We start from the raw sequence: 19636 nt of genomic DNA on the forward strand, positions 1-19636 counted from the left end.
CCGGTGGCAAGGGGTTTCGCTGCCGGTTTCGCTGACGACCCGACCCCTTCGTCAGCGGCGGGCCGCTACTGATAGGCTTGCTTGAGGTCGAGGGTGCAGCGCACGCCAACCTCGTCGTAGCCCTCCGCGAGCCAGACCTTGGCGGCGGCGCGGCCCTTGTCGCGCAGGCGCTCGATCATCCCCCAGCGGGCATCGGTGCGCGAGGAGGCGGCGAAGCCGTCGAGCGAGTCGGTCCCGTCGATGCGGTGGAGGAAGACGCGTTCCAGGCCCGGAACCTGTCCCTGTCCGCCCTCGTCGATCAGGCCGTGCACGAAGTCGATGGAGCGCAGCTCCCGCATCAGGTTGGCGTTGAAAGTGATCTCGTTGAGCCGGTCCTGGATGTCGCTGGCCGAACGCGGCGTCTCGCGGCGCTCCACGGGGTTGATCTGCACCAGCAGGATGTCGCGGGTGCTCGCTTCGTGCAGCGGGTACAGGGCCGGGTTGCCGAGATAGCCGCCGTCCCAATAGGGCACGCCGTCGATCTCGACCGCCTGGAACACCGTCGGCAGGCAGGCCGAAGCCATCAGGTGATCGACCGTCAGGCTATCGCGCCCGAACACGGCGAGCTTGCCGGTCCAGACATTGGTCGCCGAGACGAACACCTTGGCGGTGTCGGCGGCGCGTAGGCGATCGAAATCGACGGTCTGCTCCAGCGCGTCGCGCAGGGGATTGAAGTTGAACGGATTGGTCGCGTAGGGGCCGGGGTTGAGCGCCTTCACCCAGGCCTCGAAGAACGGGTTGCCCTTCCAGAACCGGAACAGGCCGTCGATCAGGCCTTTCTGCGAGGGGCGCAGGTCGGCATCCAGGCTCGCCTCGCGCCAGAACTTCTCCAGGGCCGCGCGGGCCCCGTCGGGGCCGCCCGCGAGCCAGCCATCCACGAGGACGACGGCGTTCATCGCGCCCGCGCTTGCGCCCGTGACCGCCTCGAAGGCGACGCGCCCGTCCTCGATTAGCGCGTCGAGCACGCCCCAGGTGAAGGCCCCGTGCGAACCGCCGCCCTGGAGCGCGAGGGAGACCGCCTTCTCCGCCCGCGGCCCGGCCAAGCCGCGGAAATTCTCGCCCGGCCGGGTCGAATCGGCGATGGGGTCCGGAACGGCCGTGGCCGGATTGTGGGCGTCGTCGCGCGTTCCGGTCCGCGCCCGGGTGTCCAAGGGCGCCGAGACGTCGCGCCGAGACCCGTCTTCAGGGCCGGACCCGTGTCGGGATTCGTCGCGCAGTCCTTGCAGTGCCGCGCCAGCGCTGGCCTGAGGTTCGGGGCTCGTCGTGTCCATCTTGCCTCGCGTCATTTGTTGCGGCGCACCTTCAAATGGTGCAAAGCAGCAAGTGTGCCCGTGCGGTTCTTTGACCCGCGGGCAGGCGAATGCAAGATATGATAGGGCGCTTTCGCCTGTCGGCATCCTTGCATCTGCACGGCATACGCTCGACATCCCGATCCGGATGCGACATGGAAGCGGCCTTGGCGATCGAGGCGCGCCGCGCATCCGTTCGCGCGGTCGCGGCGGCAGGTCGCGGATCGCGCCGGTTTCGGTTAGGATCGCCCCTGCGCCTGCGGGACGCCCCCGGCCGGCACGCGCGGACAACAGTTTGACCCGCGAAGGCACGATGGAAGTCATGGAAGCTCCCGACGCCCTGGCAAACCCGATCGACTCCCGCAGCCCCAGCATGACGGGGCCGGAAATCGCCGGGCCGGCACCGCGCCACCGCACCGTCGGCGTGCAGATCGGCAGCGGCGAAGGGGCCGTCACCGTCGGCGGCGGCGCCCCGATCGTCGTGCAGTCGATGACCAACACCGACACAGCCGACATCGACGGCACCGTGGCCCAGGTCGCCCAGCTCGCCCGCGCCGGCTCGGAGCTGGTGCGCATCACCGTCGATCGCGACGAGGCGGCGGCCGCCGTGCCGAAGATCCGCGAGCGGCTCGACCGCATCGGCGTGCACGTGCCGCTGATAGGCGACTTCCACTACATCGGTCACAAGCTCCTCTCCGACCACCCGGCCTGCGCCGAGGCGCTGGCCAAGTACCGGATCAATCCGGGCAATGTCGGCTTCAAGGAGAAGAAGGACACCCAGTTCTCGACCATCGTCGAGCAGGCGGTCCGCTACGGCAAGACAGTCCGCATCGGCGCGAACTGGGGCTCGCTCGATGGCGAACTCCTCACCCACCTGATGGACGAGAACGCCAAGCTGCCCCGCCCCATCGATGCCCGCGCGGTCATGCGCGAGGCGATGGTGCAGTCGGCGCTGACCTCCGCCGACCGGGCGGTGGCGCTCGGCCTGCCGAAGGACCGCATCATCCTCTCGGCCAAGGTCTCGGCGGTGCAGGATCTGATCGCGGTCTACCGCGAGGTGGCGCGCCGCTCCGACTACGCGATCCATCTCGGCCTGACCGAAGCCGGCATGGGCTCGAAGGGCATCGTCGCCGCCTCCGCCGCCATCGGCGTGCTGCTGCAAGAGGGCATCGGCGACACGATCCGCTACTCGCTGACGCCCGAGCCCGGCGGCGACCGGACCGTGGAAGTGAAGGCCGCGCAGGAACTCCTGCAGACCATGGGCTTCCGCACCTTCGTGCCGCTCGTGGCGGCGTGCCCCGGCTGCGGCCGGACGACCTCGACGACGTTCCAAGAGCTCGCCCGCGACATCCAGAACTGGATCTCCACCTCCATGCCGGAGTGGAAGAAGTCCTATCCGGGCGTGGAGGGCCTCAACGTCGCGGTGATGGGCTGCATCGTGAACGGTCCCGGCGAATCGAAGCATGCCGATATCGGCATCTCGCTGCCCGGCACCGGCGAGAGCCCGAGCGCCCCGGTCTTCATCGACGGCAAGAAGGCGATGACCCTGCGCGGCGCCACGCTCGCCAAGGACTTCGAGACGATCGTGGTCGATTACATCGAGCGCCGCTTCGGCCAGGGCAAGCGCGACGCCGCCGAGTGAGCCCCTCCGGTGGGCCGGCTCCCGAAACCTTCGCGGTGAGGGAAGCGGCCCGCCCGTCTTTGTCCGAAACGGCCCGCCCTATCGGCGGACCGCTCACGCTGCCCTCCGCCCCGCCTCGCGCCCGCCGTGCTCTCCGGTTCGCGCCTTGCGAACCGAACGCGAGTGGTTTCCCGTGCCGCGAGACGGCGTGCGGTGGTATGGCCGCCTCAGGGGCGCCGCGGTGACCGGCGCGCATCGATCCGCATCTCCGACGCATTCCCTTCATGCGACTCCGGCACACCCGGCCGGACGACGCGCGAGCTCAGGCACGCCTGCCCGATGACCCAGCCCGCCAGCCCCCATACCGCCGGATCCACCCTGCCGGACGGCCCCGTCGCCGCGGTCGCGGGCGGGCCGGCGCCCGGCGAGGGAGGCCCGGTCGCGGCCTCGGCGGGCGCGGTCGATGCGTCTCCGGAGGAGGCGCACGGCCACGCCAAGACCGGCTTCTGGGCCCTCACGGTCGGCTCCGTCGGCGTCGTCTACGGTGATATCGGCACGAGCCCGCTCTACGCCTTCCGCGAGGCGCTCGCGCCTTCGCGCAGCGACGGTATCCTGCTGGCCGAGGAGGTGATCGGCACCGCCTCGCTCATCATCTGGGCGCTGCTCCTGATCGTGACGATCAAGTACGTCGCGATCCTGCTGCGCATGGACAATAACGGCGAGGGCGGCATCCTCTCGCTGATGGCCCAGGCCCGCCACGCGCTCGGCGGCTCCAAGATCGTGTTCATGCTGGGCCTGCTCGGCGCCTCGCTGTTCTACGGCGATTCCGTCATCACCCCGGCGATCTCGGTGCTCTCGGCGGTGGAGGGCCTGAAGCTCGTCACGCCGGCCTTCGAGGACTACGTGCTGCCGATCACGGTGGCGATCATCCTCGGCCTGTTCGCGGTGCAGAGCCACGGCACGGCGCGGGTCGCGACCTTCTTCGGGCCAGCCATGGTGGTGTGGTTCCTGGCCATGGCCGCCGCCGCCCTGCCGCATATCGCCGGCAATCCCGGCGTGCTGGCCGCCTTCAATCCCTGGTACGCCGTGCATTACCTCCTCGGCCACGGCACCGGCGCGCTGGTGGCGCTCGGCGCGGTGTTCCTGGCGGTCACCGGGGCAGAAGCGCTGTTCGCCGATCTCGGCCATTTCGGGCGTCGCCCGATCCAGGTGGCGTGGCTCGGCCTCGTCGCGCCCTGCCTCGTCCTGAACTATCTCGGCCAGACCGCCCTCGTGCTGGCCAAGCCCGAGACCACCGATCCGTTCTACCAGCTCGTGCCGGAATGGGGCCTGATCCCCATGGTGCTGCTGGCCACGCTCGCCACGGTCACGGCGAGCCAGGCGGTCATCACCGGCGCGTTCTCGCTGTCGCGGCAGGCGATCCAGCTCGGCATGCTGCCGCGCATGGAGATCCGCCATACCTCCGAGGCGCATTCGGGCCAGATCTACCTGCCGCAGATCAACACCCTGCTCGCTCTCGGCGTGGTGATCCTGGCGATCAGCTTCCGCTCCTCCTCGGCGCTCGCCTCCGCCTACGGCATCGCGGTGACGGGCACGATGCTGCTCACCGCCTCCATGGCCTACGTGGTGCTGTGGAAGGTCGTGCGCCTCTCGCCGCTGGTCTCGGCGGCGATCATCATGCCCTTCATCGTGCTCGAGTCGCTGTTCCTGCTCTCGAACCTGCTGAAGCTGCACGAGGGCGGCTACGTGCCCCTGATGCTCGCGGGCGGCCTGATGCTGATGATGTGGACCTGGGTGCGGGGCGTCACGATCCTCTTCAACAAGACCCGCAAGACCGACGTGCCGTTGGTCGAACTCGTCGGCATGCTGGAGAAGAGCACCTCCTACCAGCGGGTGAAGGGCACCGCGGTCTTCCTCACCAGCGATCCCGAGATCGCCCCGGCCGCGCTCCTGCACAACATGAAGCACAACAAGGTGATCCACGAGAAGAACGTCGTGCTCACCGTCGAGACCATGGACCGGCCCCGCGCCACGCAGAGCGAGCGCGTGCGCATCGAGCCCGTGGGCTTCGGCTTCTACCGGGTGGTGATGCGCTTCGGCTACATGGAGACGCCCAACATCCCGCGCACGCTGACGCTGCTCAAGCGCGAGGGCTTCAAGTTCGACATCATGTCGACCTCGTTCTTCCTGTCGCGCCGCTCGATCCGCCCGGCCGCCCATTCCGGCATGCCCCTCTGGCAGGACCGGATCTTCATCACGCTGGCCAAGAACGCCAACGACGCCACGGACTTCTTCCAGATCCCCACCGGCCGCGTCGTCGAGGTCGGCACACAAGTAACCGTGTAGCATCGAGCACCCGCCCCGCGGCGGGGTCGCCAAACGGTCGTTCTCCCCAAAGACGACATCCGGTGGTTGCGAAGAGATCCTGTGGCCGGCTCGCTACAGGACGGTCATTTGCGCGCGACTGTCTTGCGTGCCCGCGCGCCGTCTCTTACGGCTGAGCTTACGAAAAGTAAGCAACAACAACAGTTTAGCATAATTCCAAACAACAGACCGATCCCATTCCGCGCGTCCCTGCGGAGGCTGTCGGCTGTTCTGGGCAGATGGGGTCAGGAGTATGGGGTCGGTTCGCACTCTCGTCGGCGTCCGCGCCCTGCGGACGATGGCGCTGACAGGCGCCTCGTTGATGGCCCTGACCCTCGCAGCCGCCGCGCAACAGGCGACGGCACGGTTGGAGGAACTCTCGGTCGAAGGCAGCGGCCGGGGCGCCGGCGCCACCGGCGGGCCGCCGGCCCAGCGCGGCGCCGACGGACGCGCGGCGCCCGAGGATCCGCGCGGCCCCGTCGCCGGCTACGTCGCCACCCGCTCGGTCACCGCGACCAAGACCAACACGCCCCTGATCGAGACGCCCCAGGCGATCACCGTGATCGGCCGCGAGCAGATCGAGGCGCAGGGCGCGCAGACGCTGACCCAGGCGACGCAGTACACCGCCGGCATCTATTCGGCGGCGTCTACGGCGCCGACGAGCGCGTCGATTTCTTCACCCTGCGCGGCTTCGTGGCGAGCGATTACGGGATCTACAAGGACGGCCTGCAACTGCTGAACTACGGCTTCGGCACGCTGAAGACCGAGACCTTCGGGTTGGAGCGCATCGAGGTGCTGCGCGGCCCGGCCGCGGTGCTGTTCGGCGCCGGCAACCCCGGCGGCCTCGTCAACCAGGTCACCAAGCGCCCGACGCTCGCACCCTTCGGCTATGTCGAGATCGCCGGCGGCTCGTTCGGGCAGGTCTACGGCGCTTTCGACGTCGGCGGCCCGGCCGACGATTCGGGCCACCTGTTCTACCGCCTCACCGGTATCGGCCGGCAGGGCGGCACCCAGGTCGAGGGCGCGGATTCCGACCGCGCCTATATCGCCCCGGCCTTCACCTGGCGGCCGGATGCCGGCACCACCTTCACGGTGCTGACGAGCTATCAGCGCGATTCCACGGCCGTGACCGCGAACTTCCTGCCCTATGCCGGCACCGTGCGCCCCAACGCGAGCGGCCTGCGCATCGACCGCTCCCTCAATGTGGGTGATCCGCGCATCAACAGCTTCCAGCGCGAGCAGGTCTTCGCCGGCTACGAGTTCGAACACGCGATCGATGACGTGTGGACCGTGCGCCAGAACTTCCGCTACTCGTTCTCGGACGCGACGCAGAATTCGTATATCGGCCAGCTCGGCTACGCCGACCTGCCGCAGACCCAGCTCGCCCGCTACCAGTTCCAGTACAGCGACAAGGTCAGCCTGTTCCAGGTCGACAACCAGGCCGAGGCCCGGTTCTCCGACGGCCTCGTCGCCCACGACGTGCTGTTCGGCATCGATTACAAGAACTACTCGCTCTACGACAATCAGGCCTCGCTCTTCCCCGCGCCGAACCTGAGCATCATCAACCCGCTCTACGGGCAGATCGTCGGCCGGCCCCTGCCCTATCAGGTCGACGTCAACAGCTTCCGGCAGCTCGGCTTCTACGCCCAGGACCAGATCAAGCTCACCGACCGGCTGAGCCTGATCGGCGGCCTGCGCTACGACATCGCCAACAGCGACGTGCTCAAGAAGCTCGCGCCGGACACGAGCACGTCCCGTACCGATACGGCGCTCACCGGCCGCATCGCGCTGCTCTACAATTTCGATCCCGGTATCGCCCCCTACGTCGCCTACTCGACCTCGTTCCAGCCGCAGATCGGCGTCGATGCCATCACCGGAGGATCGCTCTCGCCGGATCGGGGCGAGCAGATCGAGGTCGGCCTGAAGATCGAGCCGGTCGGCGAGCGCTTCTCCCTCAACATCGCCGCCTTCGACCTCGTGCGCGACAACCCGCCCTTCCCGGTCATCGTCGGCTTCGGCAGCACCCAGCTCGGCACCGTGCGCTCGCGCGGCATCGAGGGGCAGTTCGTGGCGAGCCTCGCGGAAGGGCTGAACGTCGTCGCGGCCGTGACCCACTACGATCTCGAATACACCCGGGTCCGGGACGCCGCACTCGGCGACCTCGTCGGCAAGACCCCGACCAACGTACCGGAGACCTTCGCCTCGGTCTTTGCCGACTACACGATCCCCCTGGGTGACTGGCGCGGCTTCGGCTTCGGCGGCGGCGTGCGCTATGTCGGGCGCTCCTATGCCGACCAGCTCAACAATCTGAAAGTGCCGGACTACGTCCTGTTCGACGCGACCGTGCACTACAACTGGGAGCGCTGGCGCATGGCGATCACCGCCGCCAATCTCGGCGACCGCCGCTTCGTCACCTCGTGCCAGTCGGCCAATTCCTGCTTCTACGGCGAGGCCCGCCGCGTGCTGGCGAGCGTGAGCTATCGCTGGTGAGCCGCTGGCGCGGGCGACCGTGTACGAATCGCCGCAGGACCCGTCCGTGGGCCCTGCGTCAGCTTGGAGGCGGCGGGCGGGCGGGCTATCTCGGGTTTGTCTAAGCGGATCGTGAGAATCCGTATCTCGAGGAACGCCCCACCGCCATGATCGTCCGCTCCCTTATCGCCGCCACCCTGATCGGCGGCATGGCTTACCCTGCCGCCGCGCAGGACACCGCCCCGCCGCCCGCTGCGACCGCGCCGCAGGAGCCCTCGCAGAACCCCTCGCAAGAGCCTTCGCGGGAGGCTGCCCCACCGCGGCCGATCCGCAACGCGCCGAGCCCGCGGGCGCTGGAATTCGCCGCCTACATCTTCTCGGCGGTCAATGTCTGCGGCTATCGGCTCAACGCGCCCGAATTCGAGGCGCTGCTCGCCAAGCAGAACACGCGGCCCGAGGACGTGAGCCCCCGCGGCCCCTTCGGCAACCGGGTGATCGGCATCTTCACGCTGATGTCCAACCAGATGAACCTCAACCGCGAACAGGCCTGCCTCGCGGTGGCCGGCGAGTACGGCCCCGAGGGGAACGTGGTGAAAAACGTCCTGCTGCCGCCGGGCTCCGGCGAGCCGGGAGGCAAGCCGGCGCAGCCGTAACCGCCCCCGCCGGCCGAGGGAGTGCCGCCGCAAAGTCGGCGGCTCCCCGTTCCCGCGAAATGCTGTAGAGGGACGGGCGATACCCGCGTCCGTCTCTCCCGCTGGCCCTGGCCCATGTCCGCAACCGATCCCGTGCTTCGCCCTCAGCCGCGCCCCGGCGTGCTCGCCATCGAGGCCTACGTGCCCGGCAAGAGCGCTGCGCCGGGCGTGGCGAAGATCCACAAGCTCTCCTCGAACGAGACGCCTTTGGGCCCGAGCCCGCACGCGATCGAGGCTTTGCGGGCCGAGGCCGCGACGCTGGCGCTCTATCCCGACGGCAGCGCGACCCGCCTGCGCACGGCGATCGGCGCGCGCTACGGCATCGATCCCGCCCGCATCGTCTGCGGTGCCGGCTCGGACGAATTGCTGACGCTGCTGGCGATGGCCTTCGTCGGGCCGGGCGACGAGGGCATCTTCTGCGAGCACGGCTTCCTCGTGTACCGCATCGCGATCCTGACGGCGGGCGGCACGCCGGTTGTGGCGCCGGAAACGAACCTGACGGCGGATGTCGATGCCATCCTCGCCGCAGTCACGCCCCGCACCCGGATCGTCTACCTCGCCAACCCCAACAACCCGACCGGCACCTACCTGCCGTTCGAGGAGGTGCGCCGCCTGCATGCCGGCCTACCCGGCAATGTGCTCCTCGTGCTCGACGGGGCCTATGCCGAGTACGTGCGCGCCAACGACTACACCGCCGGCCTCGAAATGGCGCTCGATGCCGCCAACGTCGTGATGACGCGCACCTTCTCGAAGATCCACGGGCTCGCGGCGCAGCGCATCGGCTGGATGGTCGGCTCCGAGGCCGTGGTCGATGCGATCAACCGCATCCGCGGACCGTTCAATCTCTCGGCGGGCGGCATCGCGGCCGGGGCGGCGGCGATCGCCGACGAGGCCCACGTTGCCGCGGCGGTGGCCCACAACGACGAATGGCTCGCCTGGCTCACCCGCGAGGTCGAGGCGCTGGGGCTCATCGTGACGCCGAGCGTCGGCAACTTCCTGCTCATCCACTTTTCGGACAGGCCCGGCCGCACGGCGGCGGAAGCGGATGCGCATCTGACACGCGCGGGCGTGATCGTGCGACGCGTCTCCTCCTACGGCCTGCCCAACGCCTTGCGGGTGACCGTCGGCGGCGAGGAGGCCAATCGCGCCTTCGTGGATGCGCTGGCCGCCTTCCTGGGAGCCCAGCGTTCGTGACCGAGGGGGTGGAGCGCATCGCCATCGTCGGGCTCGGCCTGATCGGCTCCTCGATCGCCCGCGGCGCCCGGACCTACGGGCTGGCGCGGGACATCGTAGCGATCGACCGCGACGCGGGCGTGATCGAGCGCGTGAAGGCCCTGGGTCTGGCGGACGGGGCGAGCACTGAAGCCTCGGCGGTGGCCGGGGCCGATCTCGTCATCCTCTGCGTGCCGGTGGGCGCCATCGGCGCGGTGGCGGCCGAGATCGCGCCGCATCTGAAGCCAGGCGCGGTGGTCTCCGATGTCGGCTCGGTCAAGGCCGCGGTGGTGGCGGCCGTCGCGCCGCATCTGTCCCCGGCCAATCCGTTCGTTCCGGCGCATCCGGTGGCGGGCACCGAGTATTCCGGGCCGGATTCGGGCTTCGCGACCCTGTTCTCGAACCGCTGGTGCATCCTCACGCCACCGGAGGGGACGGATCCGGCGGCCGTCGAGCGGGTGCAGGGCCTGTGGCAGGGCTTGGGCGCCATCGTCGAGACCATGACGCCCGAGCACCACGACCTCGTGCTCGCCATCACCAGCCATGTGCCGCACCTGATCGCCTACAACATCGTCGGCACCGCGGCCGACCTCGAAGAGGTCACCCAGTCGGAGGTGATCAAGTTCTCCGCCGGCGGCTTTCGCGATTTCACCCGCATCGCCGCCTCCGACCCGACCATGTGGCGCGACATCTTCCTGACCAACCGCGACGCGGTGCTGGAAATGCTCGGGCGCTTCAACGAGGATCTGTCCGCCCTGTCGCGGGCGATCCGCTGGGGTGACGGCGAGGCGCTGCACGAGCTGTTCACCCGCACCCGCACCATCCGCCGCGGCATCGTCGCCATGGGTCAGGAAACGGCCGAGCCGGATTTCGGCCGCGCCCGCAACGCGGCGGCGCCCGCGGCGAAGCAGAGCTGAAGGAAAGGGCGCCCGAGATGCGCACATTCGCCATCGTTGCCGTCGTCGAGGGGGCGGCGCCCGAGCTGTTCGAGTGGCTCGCCTTCCACCGGGCGGTCGGCGTGCGCCACTTCGTGATCTACGACAACGGACTCGACGGCGAGGCCGCGGCGTTCCTGAAGGCACAGGCGGCGATCGGCGTCACCACCCTGCCCTGCCCGACCCGCGTCGACCGCACCCCGCTTTTTGCGGCCTACGACCATTTCCTCGCCTCGTGGGCGCGGCTGTTCCGCTTCGCCGCCTTCCTCGGCACCGATGAATTCCTAGTGCCGGCGCCCGGCCGTTCGATCGAGGACTGGATCGCCCGCATCCCCGCCGCATGCCGGCGCGGTGGTCGTCAACCGGCGCGTTTTCGACACCGCGGCGCCGGAGGGTCCTGCCTCCGGGCTCGTCCTGCGCCGTTTCCCTCGCTCGCTCGCGCAGGCCGACCACGCGGAGAACCGCGTCGTCACATCGATCTACCGGCAGGGCGCCATCACCACGATCGCCGACCCGCACATGACGGAACTCGTGCGGGGCGAGCGGCTGATGAGCGATTTCGGCCCCGCCGAGCCGGATCCGCAGCGGCCCGGCGCGATCCTCGCCGTGCGGCACGGGGAGATCCGGCTCAACCACTATCCCCGTCCTGTTCCCGGCGCGCCGCCCCCCGAAACGCGCGCGGAGACGGAGCCGTGCACCCGGACGGCCAGCTGGGTGCCGCCGACCCTCGACGAGATGCGCCATCTCCTGGCTTACGTGGAAAGTGTCGCGCCGGCCGAGGCCGCGCGGCTGCGCGCACGCAGCGCCGCCGTGCCCGAGCTGGCGCAGCCGGTCGCGCCGCGGGAGCATCGCCTGTGGCGGCTGCGCCATCTGCACAGGCCGCGGGTGGAAGCCGCCGGGCGCTTCGTCCGGCGCAAGATTTTTGGGGCGCCGCGCCCCTGGTAGGCCTCTTCAGTACAGGGCCGGCAGCACCACGTTCGGCACGGCGAGCGGGCCGAGCATCAGGCGTCCGTCGCCCAGGCGGAGCGTCGGCAGGGGCTTGAGGCCGTTGGGGCTGTCGGCCGCCTGCACCTCGCCGGCGGCGCTCTCGCGCTTGCGCAGGCCGCCGAGGAACTGGCCGACGAGGTTGCCGATCAACGCGCCCTTGTCCGAGCCGTAGCGCTGGCCCATCACCTGCCCGACCAGGGCTTCGAGCCCGAGCGCGCGGATCTCAAAGCGTCCCTCGGGGCGATGCGCCTCGTCGAGGCCGGCTTCGCCCTTGGCCTGAAGGCGGCGCTCGCCCTTGGCGATCGACAGGCGGGTCATGTCGAGGCGGCCGTCGGCCTGACGCCATTTCTCCAGTTCCCGCGCCACCGTGCCGGTGCGCAGCACCGTGGCCCGCTCGATGGTCGTGTCGAGATCGACATCGGCCGGGTCGCTGCTGCCGCTCAGGGCGTCGAGCTGCGGCACGGCGGCCTTGGCGAGGCGCAGGCTGATGTCGACGGCGCCGTCGCTCTCGAAGCGGCCCGGAGTCGGCCGGGCGTGGAGTTCGAGATGCTGGACGGCGAAGTCCACCGGGCCCGGATCGGGGGATTGCACCGTGCCCTTGGGGCCATCGACCACGAGGGAGGCGCGGCTGAAGCCATTCGAAGCGGCGTGGAAGCTCGCTTCGAGAGACGTCCAGGTCACGTCGGCGGTCAGATCGCCCTGCTCGACACGGAAGGGGCCGGCGACTTCGAGAACCGCGTGGCGCGGATCGTAGACCTGCACCACGGCGGTGGTCGGCCCGAGGGTGAAATTGCCGTCGGAGCGGGCGAAGCGGACCGAGCCGCAGCGCAGTTCGAGGCGGAAGGGATAGCCGGTGATCGAGCGGTCGGCGCAGGTCCATTGCCGGCCGGCCTGCGCTTCACGGGCGAGCCACGCATCCATCTCGCTCTCGGCCTTGCCGCGGATGAAGAACCACGCGGCGGTCCAGGCGACGACGAGGATGGCAAGCAGGATGTAGGGAAGGAACAGGCCGATTCGCCGCCGCCGGGGGGGCGATCCGCCGGGAATGGGATCGGATGTCTGCGCCATCGGCCTCGTTCCTGCGCGGCCCGGCAGGAGAGGCCGGACGCCCCGTGTTTGGAGACCGGGGCTGTCCAAGGCAAGGGCCCTGCCCTCCCGCTGGCTTTCACAGGCCAGCGAGTGGACACCGGCCGGGCGCAGGATCAGGCGTTCCCCTGCTCCGTGTCGGCGGCAAGGTCGAGCACGACGGCGCGACGCTCGGTCTCCCCCTCGGCGAGGCGGTGCACATGCATCTCCGTCGCGCCTTCCTGGCGGGCGCGGGCCAGCCAGTTGCGGTGCAGGCGCTCGCGCGGCCCCTTGCCGGTCGCGGCGATGGACACGGCCTGGGCAATGCCGGCCTCGTCCCGCCGCACGGCGATGACCACCGCCTCATCGACCTCGGCGAGGTCGGGCTCGGCGAGTTCGTGGACGCCGACGACGTAGCGGCGGCCGGACCGCCCGCGCCACGCGCTCAAAGCGGGGGCGGCAACGCCGCGCAGGCCCGCCATGGTTCGGAGACGCTCCTCGCGCACATCCGCTCTCCGGGATCGATCGTCCTTCAGATCGCGGAGCGCGACCGACCAGGACAGGGCTCGTTTGTTCGCCATTTGTTCTGTTCTACAGCGCTCGTCCGATCGCCGTCAAGGCGCTGGTTCGGAACGGTTTCCGGGGTCAAGATAAAGTGGGGATTGCCGCTTGGTTCCACAAGCGACGAGGCCACCCGGCGTCCCGATTCGGTCGAACGATCTTGGTCCCGCCGCACAGCATTCTTAAAGCACGAGTCTGGCAGGGTGACCGGGCGCGAAGCCTGCCGTACAAGCGGAGCGGTGTGCTGCGCTTGGGGTCGAAGCGCCGGTTTTCGGACGGATCGACGTGACGCAGCGAGGAACAGCCTTGGGGCGGGGAATGGGTGTGGCGAGGAACAGGCCGGGGGTTCGGATCGCGCGGCTCGCGCTCGCCGCCGGCCTCGCGCTGAATCTCGGCGCCTGCTTTCGTCCCCTCTACGGGCCGACGGCATCGGGCGAATCGATGCAGGGTCTGCTCGCCGCGATCCAGGTCGATGACGTGAACATGGCGCAGGATCAGGAGCGCCTCGGGCACTACCTGCGCAGCGAGCTGATCTTCGATCTCGACGGCTCCGGCCAAGCTGCCGTGCCGAAGCGCTACCGGCTGAAGATGCAGGGCTCCGAGCAGGTCCAGACGCCGATCGTCTCCTCGACCACGGCGCGGGCGGAAGCCGGCACCATCGTCGGCACGGTGAAGTTCTCGCTGGAGAGCCTGGACGGGCGCCGCGTCCTCACCGAGGGCGTCGCGACCGGCACCGCGACCTACGATCGCTCGATCCAGCGTTTCGCCTCGTTGCGCGCCGCGCGCGACGCCGAGATCCGCCTCGCCAAGGTGCTCGCCGAACAGATCAAGACCCGGATCGCATCCGTCCTCACCGTCAAGACGAACCCCTGACGGGCGTGGCATGACGGCGGTCAAAGCCGGCGATGTCGAGGGGCTGGTCCGGCGCGGCCCCGATCCGCGCATTGCGGTGGTTCTGGTCTATGGGCCGGATGTCGGCCTCGTCGCCGACCGGGCGATGCGGCTGGTCCGGGGGATGGTCGCCGACCCCGACGACCCCTTTGCGCTGATCAGGATCGACGGCGACACCCTCGCCTCCGACCCAGGCCGCTTGGTCGACGAGGCCGGCACCGTCGGCCTGTTCGGCGGCAGCCGCACGATCTGGGTCCGCTCCGGCAGCCGCAATTACGCGCCGGCCGTCGATGCGGTGCTGAAGGCACCGACCGAAGGCGCCCGCATCGTCGTGGAGGCGGGCGACCTCGCTCGCTCCGCCCCCCTGCGCACACTGTGCGAGGGATCGCCCAAGGCGCTCGCCCTGCCCTGCTACCCCGACGACGAGCGCACGCTCGCCGATCTGATCGAGCGCACGTTGCAGGAGGACGGGCTGCGCATCGACCGCGACGCCCGCGACCTGCTGACGGGCAGCCTCGGCAGCGACCGCCGCGCCAGCCTGTCCGAGATCGGTAAGCTCGCCCTCTACGCCCGCGGCCAGGGCAGCGTCGGCGTGGACGACGTCGAGGCGATCGTCAGCGATGTCGGAGCGAGCGTCCTCAACGCTCTGATCGACGCGGCCTTCGCCGGCCGTGCCAGCGAGGCCGAGCGCGAGTATCGCCGCTTCCGTCATGAAGGGATGGACCCCTCGGCGATGCTCGGCGCCGGGCTGCGCCACGCCCTGACGCTGCTCTCCCTACGCCTCGACAATCCGCGCGGCAGCGCGAGCCAGATCGTCGCCAATTGGCGCGGCCTGCATTTCCGCCGCAAGGCGCTGGCCGAAACCCAGCTCGCCCGCTGGTCGGCACCGGGGCTGCAACAAGCCGTGGCGTGGCTCCAGGACGCCGTGCTCGCCTGCCGCCGCTCGGAGCCGGACCTCGCCCATGCTCAGGCGCAGGGCGTGTTCCTGCGGATCGCCATCGAGGCCGCGCGGCGGCGCGCTTGAGTCGGGCGCCGGGCTCTTCTCAGCCCCTGGCGCTCGCTTCGTGAGAGCGGCGGTTTAGCCCCTCAGGCTCCGCCGAGCTTGCGACAGAGCGCGTCGCGCTCCTCGGCGCTGGTGTAGCGGATGCGGATCTCGCCCTCCCCGCTCGCCTTGGCCTTCACCGCCACGCTGTAGCCCAGCGCCCGGCCGAGCACGTCTTCCAGCGAACGCAGGGCGGCGTCGCCCTCGGCGGAGCGGCGCGGACGGCCGGGGCGCGGCGTGTCGTCCTGCGGGGCCTCTGCCGCGGCCAGCGCCTCGACCTCACGCACCGACAGCCCCTCGGCCACGATCCGGCGGGCCACCGCTTCGGGATCGCGCACGGAGAGAAGCGCGCGGGCATGGCCGGCGGTGATCTCGCTGGCGATCACCCGGTCCTGAATCGCGGGAGGAAGCTGGAGCAGGCGCAGGGTGTTGGCGAGATGGCTGCGGCTCTTGCCGAGCAGGTCGGCCAGCTCGGCCTGGGTGTATTTGAACTCGCCCATCAGCCGCTCGTAGCCCGACGCCTCCTCGATGGCGTTCAGGTCGGCCCGCTGGACGTTCTCGAGGATCGCGTATTCGAGCGAGGTGCGGTCGTCGATCTCGACCACCACCACCGGCACCTCGTTGAGGCCCGCCCGCTGGGCCGCGCGCCAGCGCCGCTCGCCGGCGACGATCTCGAAGGTGCCGGGTACACCCGAGAGCGCACGCACGACGATCGGCTGGATCACGCCGCGCTGGCGGATCGAGGCCGCCAGCTCGTCGAGCTCCGGCTCCGAGAAGCGGCGGCGCGGGTTGCGCGGGTTCGGGCGCAGGAACTCCACCGCCACCTTGCGCTGCGCATGTCCGGTGGTGCGGGCCGCCTCCTCCGGCGCGTCGTCGGAAAAGTCGCCGATCAGCGCCGCAAGGCCGCGGCCGAGCCGCGGGCGCGCCGTATCATCCGCCATTGCCACGATCGAAACTCCAAACTTTCAAAAGACTTAGGCGGCTGCGGCGGGCGGGGGCGCCCGGCCCTCGCGTTGGATCACTTCGGAAGCGAGCCGCAGATAGGCCTGCGAGCCGGCGCATTTGAGATCGTAGAGCAGCACCGGCTTGCCGTGCGAGGGCGCCTCCGAGACGCGCACGTTGCGCGGGATCATCGTCTCGTAGACCTTGTCGCCCATGAAGCCGCGGACGTCGGCGACCACCTGGGTCGAGAGATTGTTGCGCGGGTCGTACATCGTCAGCACGACGCCCTGGATCTGGAGCTTGGGGTTCAGCGCTCCGCGAACCTGCTCGACGGTGCGCAGCAACTGGCTCAGCCCTTCGAGGGCGAAGAACTCGCATTGCAGCGGCACCATCACCGCGTCGGCGGCGGCGAGCGCGTTGATGGTGAGCAGGTTGAGCGAGGGCGGGCAGTCGATCAGCACGTAGCTGATCGGTTCGATCCCCTCCGGCATGGTGAGGTCGCGCAGGATGTTGCGCAGGCGGTGGGCCCGGTCGGAGGCGCTCGCCAGTTCGAGTTCGAGGCCGAGCAGATCCATCGTCGAGGGGGCGACCGAGAGGCGCGGCACCGCAGTCGGCGTGATCGCGTCCACCAGCGGGGCTTCGCCGGCCATGACATGATAGGTCGAGACCTTGCGACGGCGGCGATCGATGCCGAGTCCGGTCGAGGCGTTGCCCTGCGGATCGAGGTCGATCACCAGAACCTGCTCGCCAATGGCGGCCAGCGCCGTGCCGAGATTGATCGCCGTCGTGGTTTTGCCGACACCGCCCTTCTGGTTGGCGAGCGCAAGCACGCGCAGCGGTTTGGGATGAGCAGGAGCAACCTGCGCCGGTGAGGCCGTGGATGAGTCGGTCATGGGTCCACGCGGGAAAGCGACGTGACGCGCACGATCCGTGCCTGCGAGTCGGTGCGGCTCGGAATCAGGTCGCGGGTGAATGTCCACTCATCCTCGGCCTCGGTCAATTCCGTGGCTGCATCACGTCCCTTCGGAAACAGCCCGATGGTGCCGCTTGTCAACAAAGGTTCGGTCCAGGTGAGCAGTTGCGAGAGCGGGGCGAGGGCACGGGCGCAGACGATTTCGGTATCGGTGAGGGTGCCGATCACCGCCTCGATGCGCGCATTGTGGACGGTTACCGCTGCGCCGGTGAGCCGGGCGGTCTCGGAGAGGAAGGCGCATTTGCGCGCGTTACTCTCGATCAGGCGGACGTGAAAGCCCGGCCGTTCCTTGCCGGCAATGGCGAGGATGAGACCGGGGATGCCGGCACCCGATCCGAGATCGAGCCAGCGGGTCGCCTCAGGGGCGATGCTGAGAAGCTGGAGTGCGTCGGCGATGTGCCGGTGCCAGACCTCTTTCAGCGTTGCCGGGCCGACGAGGTTTTTGACGGTCTGCCAGCGGGTGAGCTGTGCAACGTAGAGATCAAGAGACGCGGCTGTTTCACGTGAAACATGATGCTCGCTGAGGACGCGTGTGCGCAGATCAGTGCTCATTCTGCCGTCCTCGGATCGGGGCAGGCCGGCCTTCTCATGCCGGGGCCTGAACCCGGCCCCGGCGGGCATGGGCAGCGAGCAGGGTCAGGGCGGCTGGTGTCACGCCCTCGATGCGCGCGGCCTGCCCCAAAGTGGCCGGGCGTACGCCATCGAGCTTCACCCGCATCTCGTTGGAAAGGCCGGCGATGGCGCCGTAATCGAGGGAGGTCGGCAGGCGCACCGCCTCGTCGCGGCGGAAGGCCGTGATGTCGGCCTGTTGCCGATTGAGATAGACGGCGTAGGTCGCGTCAGTCCGGAGGCGCTCCGCGACCCGCGGCGGCACCGCTGCCAGTTCGGGCCAGACCGCCGCAAGCCGGTCCCAGCCGATTTCCGGATAGGACAGGATCTGGAAGGCGCTGCGGCGCAGGCCGTCATGGTTGAGGGCAAGGCCGTGCTGGGCCGCTTCATTCGGGGTGAGGCTCAGGGTATCGAGCCGGGCGCGTGCCTCGGACAAACCGGCCTGGGACGCTGCGAAATGCGCGGCCCGAGCCGAGCCGACACAGCCGAGAGCCGCGCCGCGGGGCGTGAGGCGCTCGTCGGCATTGTCGACGCGCAGGCTCAGGCGGTACTCCGAGCGTGAGGTGAACATGCGGTAGGGCTCGCTCACACCGTGGGTGACGAGGTCATCGATCATCACGCCGAGATAGGATGCGGCCCGGTCGAAGATCGCGAGATCGGAGCCGCCCGCCAGCCGGGCCGCGTTGAGGCCGGCGACGAGCCCCTGCCCTGCCGCCTCCTCGTATCCGGTGGTGCCGTTGATCTGGCCCGCCAGGAACAGGCCGGGCAGACGCTTGGTCTGGAGCGTCGCGTCGAGTTCGCGGGGATCGACGTAATCGTACTCGATGGCGTAGCCGGGACGCAGGATGCGGGTGCGCTCCAGCCCGGGGATGGCGGCGATGATGCCGGCTTGAACCTCCTCGGGAAGCGCCGTCGAGATGCCGTTCGGGTAGACGGTCGGATCGTCGAGCCCCTCCGGCTCCAGGAAGATCTGGTGGCCCTCGCGGTCGCCGAAGCGCACGACCTTGTCCTCGATCGAGGGACAGTAGCGCGGGCCGCGGCTGCTGATGCCACCGGAATACATCGGCGAGCGGTGGAGGTTGGCCCGGATCAGGTCATGAACCGCCTGGGTCGTGCGGGTGATGCCGCAGGCGATCTGCGGCGTGGTGATCCGCTCGGTCAGGGTCGAGAACGGCACGGGCTCCGCATCCGCGTGCTGCATCTCCAGCGCGGCCCAATCGATCGTGCGTCCGTCGAGGCGCGGCGGCGTGCCGGTCTTCAGGCGGCCAAGGCGGAAGCCGTGCCGGTCGAGCGTGCGCGCCAGCCCCACGGCGGGCTCTTCGCCGACGCGACCGGCGGGGATCTGCCGCTCGCCGATATGGATGAGGCCGCGCAGGAACGTGCCCGTGGTGATGACGACGGCCGCGGCGGTGAGCGCGCGCCCGTCCGCCAGCATCACGCCTGCGATACGGCCCGAACGCAGGGTCAGGTCGTCGGCCTCGCCCTCGATCACGGTGAGTTCCGGGGTCTCCGCGACCGCTGCCTGCATGGCTCGGGCGTAGAGCGCCCGGTCGGCCTGGGTGCGCGGGCCGCGCACGGCCGGGCCCTTGCGGCGATTGAGCAGGCGGAACTGGATGCCGGCGGCGTCCGCGACATGGCCCATCAGCCCGTCGAGGGCGTCCACCTCGCGCACGAGATGGCCCTTGCCGAGGCCGCCGATGGCCGGGTTGCACGACATCGCGCCGATGGTGGCCGCCCGGTGCGTCACCAAAGCGGTGCGGGCGCCGACGCGCGCGGCTGCCGCGGCCGCCTCGACGCCGGCATGGCCGCCGCCGACGACGATGACGTCGTAACTGAAAGAATGGGCGTGCATGACCCGTGCTTATGCGCGCGCCATCAGCGAGGTCAACGCAGACCCGCCTCATCGCCCGGTTTGGCGAGGGCTCGGAGCCTTCGGCCCTGCCCG

Annotated in this window: 15 protein-coding genes and 1 pseudogene; 9 read left to right on the forward strand and 7 right to left on the reverse strand. The window is 69.8% G+C overall.

Going from position 1 to position 19636, the window contains the following annotated elements; translation table 11 throughout:
- Positions 1-65 precede the first annotated feature (65 nt).
- Complete coding sequence (locus M2437_RS25045) at positions 66-1310, reverse strand: patatin-like phospholipase family protein (RefSeq protein WP_253388991.1); 1245 nt, start codon at positions 1308-1310, stop codon at positions 66-68.
- A 331-nt stretch (positions 1311-1641) separates the two neighbouring features.
- Between M2437_RS25045 and ispG the strand changes: the two genes are divergently transcribed.
- From ispG to M2437_RS25080, 7 genes and pseudogenes are all read left to right on the forward strand, one after another.
- Positions 1642-2970 (forward strand): flavodoxin-dependent (E)-4-hydroxy-3-methylbut-2-enyl-diphosphate synthase, encoded by a 1329-nt coding sequence (gene ispG, locus M2437_RS25050; RefSeq protein ID WP_003601088.1) that lies wholly within the window; start codon positions 1642-1644, stop codon positions 2968-2970.
- Between the two features lie 318 nt (positions 2971-3288).
- The gene (locus M2437_RS25055; RefSeq protein ID WP_012253194.1) at positions 3289-5295 is read left to right on the forward strand and encodes a potassium transporter Kup; all 2007 of its coding nucleotides are present in this window, start codon (positions 3289-3291) and stop codon (positions 5293-5295) included.
- A 271-nt stretch (positions 5296-5566) separates the two neighbouring features.
- A pseudogene (locus M2437_RS25060) lies at positions 5567-7803 on the forward strand (TonB-dependent siderophore receptor).
- A 146-nt stretch (positions 7804-7949) separates the two neighbouring features.
- Positions 7950-8435, forward strand: a complete 486-nt coding sequence (locus M2437_RS25065) for a hypothetical protein (RefSeq protein WP_253388993.1) — start codon at positions 7950-7952, stop codon at positions 8433-8435.
- Between the two features lie 114 nt (positions 8436-8549).
- Positions 8550-9668 carry a pyridoxal phosphate-dependent aminotransferase gene (locus M2437_RS25070; RefSeq protein ID WP_253388994.1) on the forward strand — a complete coding sequence of 373 codons (1119 nt, stop codon included), beginning with the start codon at positions 8550-8552 and terminating at the stop codon, positions 9666-9668.
- Complete coding sequence (locus M2437_RS25075; RefSeq protein WP_253388995.1) at positions 9665-10603, forward strand: prephenate/arogenate dehydrogenase family protein; 939 nt, start codon at positions 9665-9667, stop codon at positions 10601-10603. The genes M2437_RS25070 and M2437_RS25075 overlap by 4 nt, the downstream gene beginning before the upstream one ends.
- Before the next feature lie 369 nt (positions 10604-10972).
- Positions 10973-11566 (forward strand): hypothetical protein, encoded by a 594-nt coding sequence (locus M2437_RS25080; protein WP_499007123.1) that lies wholly within the window; start codon positions 10973-10975, stop codon positions 11564-11566.
- A gap of 6 nt (positions 11567-11572) precedes the next feature.
- Here the strand turns inward: M2437_RS25080 and M2437_RS25085 are convergent, their stop codons facing one another.
- Together M2437_RS25085 and M2437_RS25090 are read right to left on the reverse strand one after the other, a co-directional pair.
- On the reverse strand, positions 11573-12676 hold the full coding sequence (locus M2437_RS25085) for a DUF2125 domain-containing protein (protein ID WP_253388997.1): 1104 nt from the start codon (positions 12674-12676) through the stop codon (positions 11573-11575).
- Between the two features lie 134 nt (positions 12677-12810).
- A complete protein-coding gene (locus tag M2437_RS25090) occupies positions 12811-13254 on the reverse strand; it encodes a hypothetical protein (protein ID WP_244414034.1) in 444 nt (147 codons plus the stop codon).
- Positions 13255-13552: 298 nt separating this feature from the next.
- On the opposite strand from M2437_RS25090, the gene lptE reads away from it, so the two are divergent.
- Both lptE and holA read left to right on the forward strand, forming a co-directional pair.
- Positions 13553-14107 (forward strand): LPS assembly lipoprotein LptE, encoded by a 555-nt coding sequence (lptE, locus tag M2437_RS25095; protein ID WP_003601459.1) that lies wholly within the window; start codon positions 13553-13555, stop codon positions 14105-14107.
- A gap of 10 nt (positions 14108-14117) precedes the next feature.
- Entirely contained in the window at positions 14118-15149 is a 1032-nt protein-coding gene (holA, locus tag M2437_RS25100; protein WP_015822180.1) for a DNA polymerase III subunit delta, read from the forward strand.
- 62 nt (positions 15150-15211) lie between these two features.
- Here the strand turns inward: holA and M2437_RS25105 are convergent, their stop codons facing one another.
- Genes M2437_RS25105 through mnmG form a run of 4 tightly spaced genes read right to left on the reverse strand, consistent with a single transcriptional unit; the run spans position 15212 to position 19543 of the window.
- Complete coding sequence (locus tag M2437_RS25105; RefSeq protein ID WP_253388998.1) at positions 15212-16108, reverse strand: ParB/RepB/Spo0J family partition protein; 897 nt, start codon at positions 16106-16108, stop codon at positions 15212-15214.
- 33 nt (positions 16109-16141) lie between these two features.
- Complete coding sequence (locus M2437_RS25110) at positions 16142-17002, reverse strand: ParA family protein (RefSeq protein ID WP_003601462.1); 861 nt, start codon at positions 17000-17002, stop codon at positions 16142-16144.
- Positions 16999-17634, reverse strand: coding sequence for a 16S rRNA (guanine(527)-N(7))-methyltransferase RsmG (gene rsmG / locus M2437_RS25115; protein WP_253389670.1), 636 nt, complete (start codon positions 17632-17634; stop codon positions 16999-17001). The genes M2437_RS25110 and rsmG overlap by 4 nt, the downstream gene beginning before the upstream one ends.
- Positions 17635-17668: 34 nt before the next feature.
- Complete coding sequence (gene mnmG / locus M2437_RS25120) at positions 17669-19543, reverse strand: tRNA uridine-5-carboxymethylaminomethyl(34) synthesis enzyme MnmG (RefSeq protein ID WP_253388999.1); 1875 nt, start codon at positions 19541-19543, stop codon at positions 17669-17671.
- Positions 19544-19636: the final 93 nt, after the last annotated feature.

This window comes from Methylorubrum pseudosasae (genome assembly GCF_029504475.1).
Lineage (GTDB): Bacteria > Pseudomonadota > Alphaproteobacteria > Rhizobiales > Beijerinckiaceae > Methylobacterium > Methylobacterium extorquens.

What these genes read in the sequence shown, in the direction of transcription:
- M2437_RS25045 (WP_253388991.1), bottom strand. Translation starts at nt 1,310, where the DNA reads ATGGACACGACGAGCCCCGAACCTCAGGCCAGCGCTGGCGCGGCACTG.
- ispG (WP_003601088.1), top strand. Translation starts at nt 1,642, where the DNA reads ATGGAAGTCATGGAAGCTCCCGACGCCCTGGCAAACCCGATCGACTCC.
- M2437_RS25055 (WP_012253194.1), top strand. Translation starts at nt 3,289, where the DNA reads ATGACCCAGCCCGCCAGCCCCCATACCGCCGGATCCACCCTGCCGGAC.
- M2437_RS25065 (WP_253388993.1), top strand. Translation starts at nt 7,950, where the DNA reads ATGATCGTCCGCTCCCTTATCGCCGCCACCCTGATCGGCGGCATGGCT.
- M2437_RS25070 (WP_253388994.1), top strand. Translation starts at nt 8,550, where the DNA reads ATGTCCGCAACCGATCCCGTGCTTCGCCCTCAGCCGCGCCCCGGCGTG.
- M2437_RS25085 (WP_253388997.1), bottom strand. Translation starts at nt 12,676, where the DNA reads ATGGCGCAGACATCCGATCCCATTCCCGGCGGATCGCCCCCCCGGCGG.
- M2437_RS25090 (WP_244414034.1), bottom strand. Translation starts at nt 13,254, where the DNA reads ATGGCGAACAAACGAGCCCTGTCCTGGTCGGTCGCGCTCCGCGATCTG.
- lptE (WP_003601459.1), top strand. Translation starts at nt 13,553, where the DNA reads ATGGGTGTGGCGAGGAACAGGCCGGGGGTTCGGATCGCGCGGCTCGCG.
- holA (WP_015822180.1), top strand. Translation starts at nt 14,118, where the DNA reads ATGACGGCGGTCAAAGCCGGCGATGTCGAGGGGCTGGTCCGGCGCGGC.
- M2437_RS25105 (WP_253388998.1), bottom strand. Translation starts at nt 16,108, where the DNA reads ATGGCGGATGATACGGCGCGCCCGCGGCTCGGCCGCGGCCTTGCGGCG.
- M2437_RS25110 (WP_003601462.1), bottom strand. Translation starts at nt 17,002, where the DNA reads ATGACCGACTCATCCACGGCCTCACCGGCGCAGGTTGCTCCTGCTCAT.
- rsmG (WP_253389670.1), bottom strand. Translation starts at nt 17,634, where the DNA reads ATGAGCACTGATCTGCGCACACGCGTCCTCAGCGAGCATCATGTTTCA.
- mnmG (WP_253388999.1), bottom strand. Translation starts at nt 19,543, where the DNA reads ATGCACGCCCATTCTTTCAGTTACGACGTCATCGTCGTCGGCGGCGGC.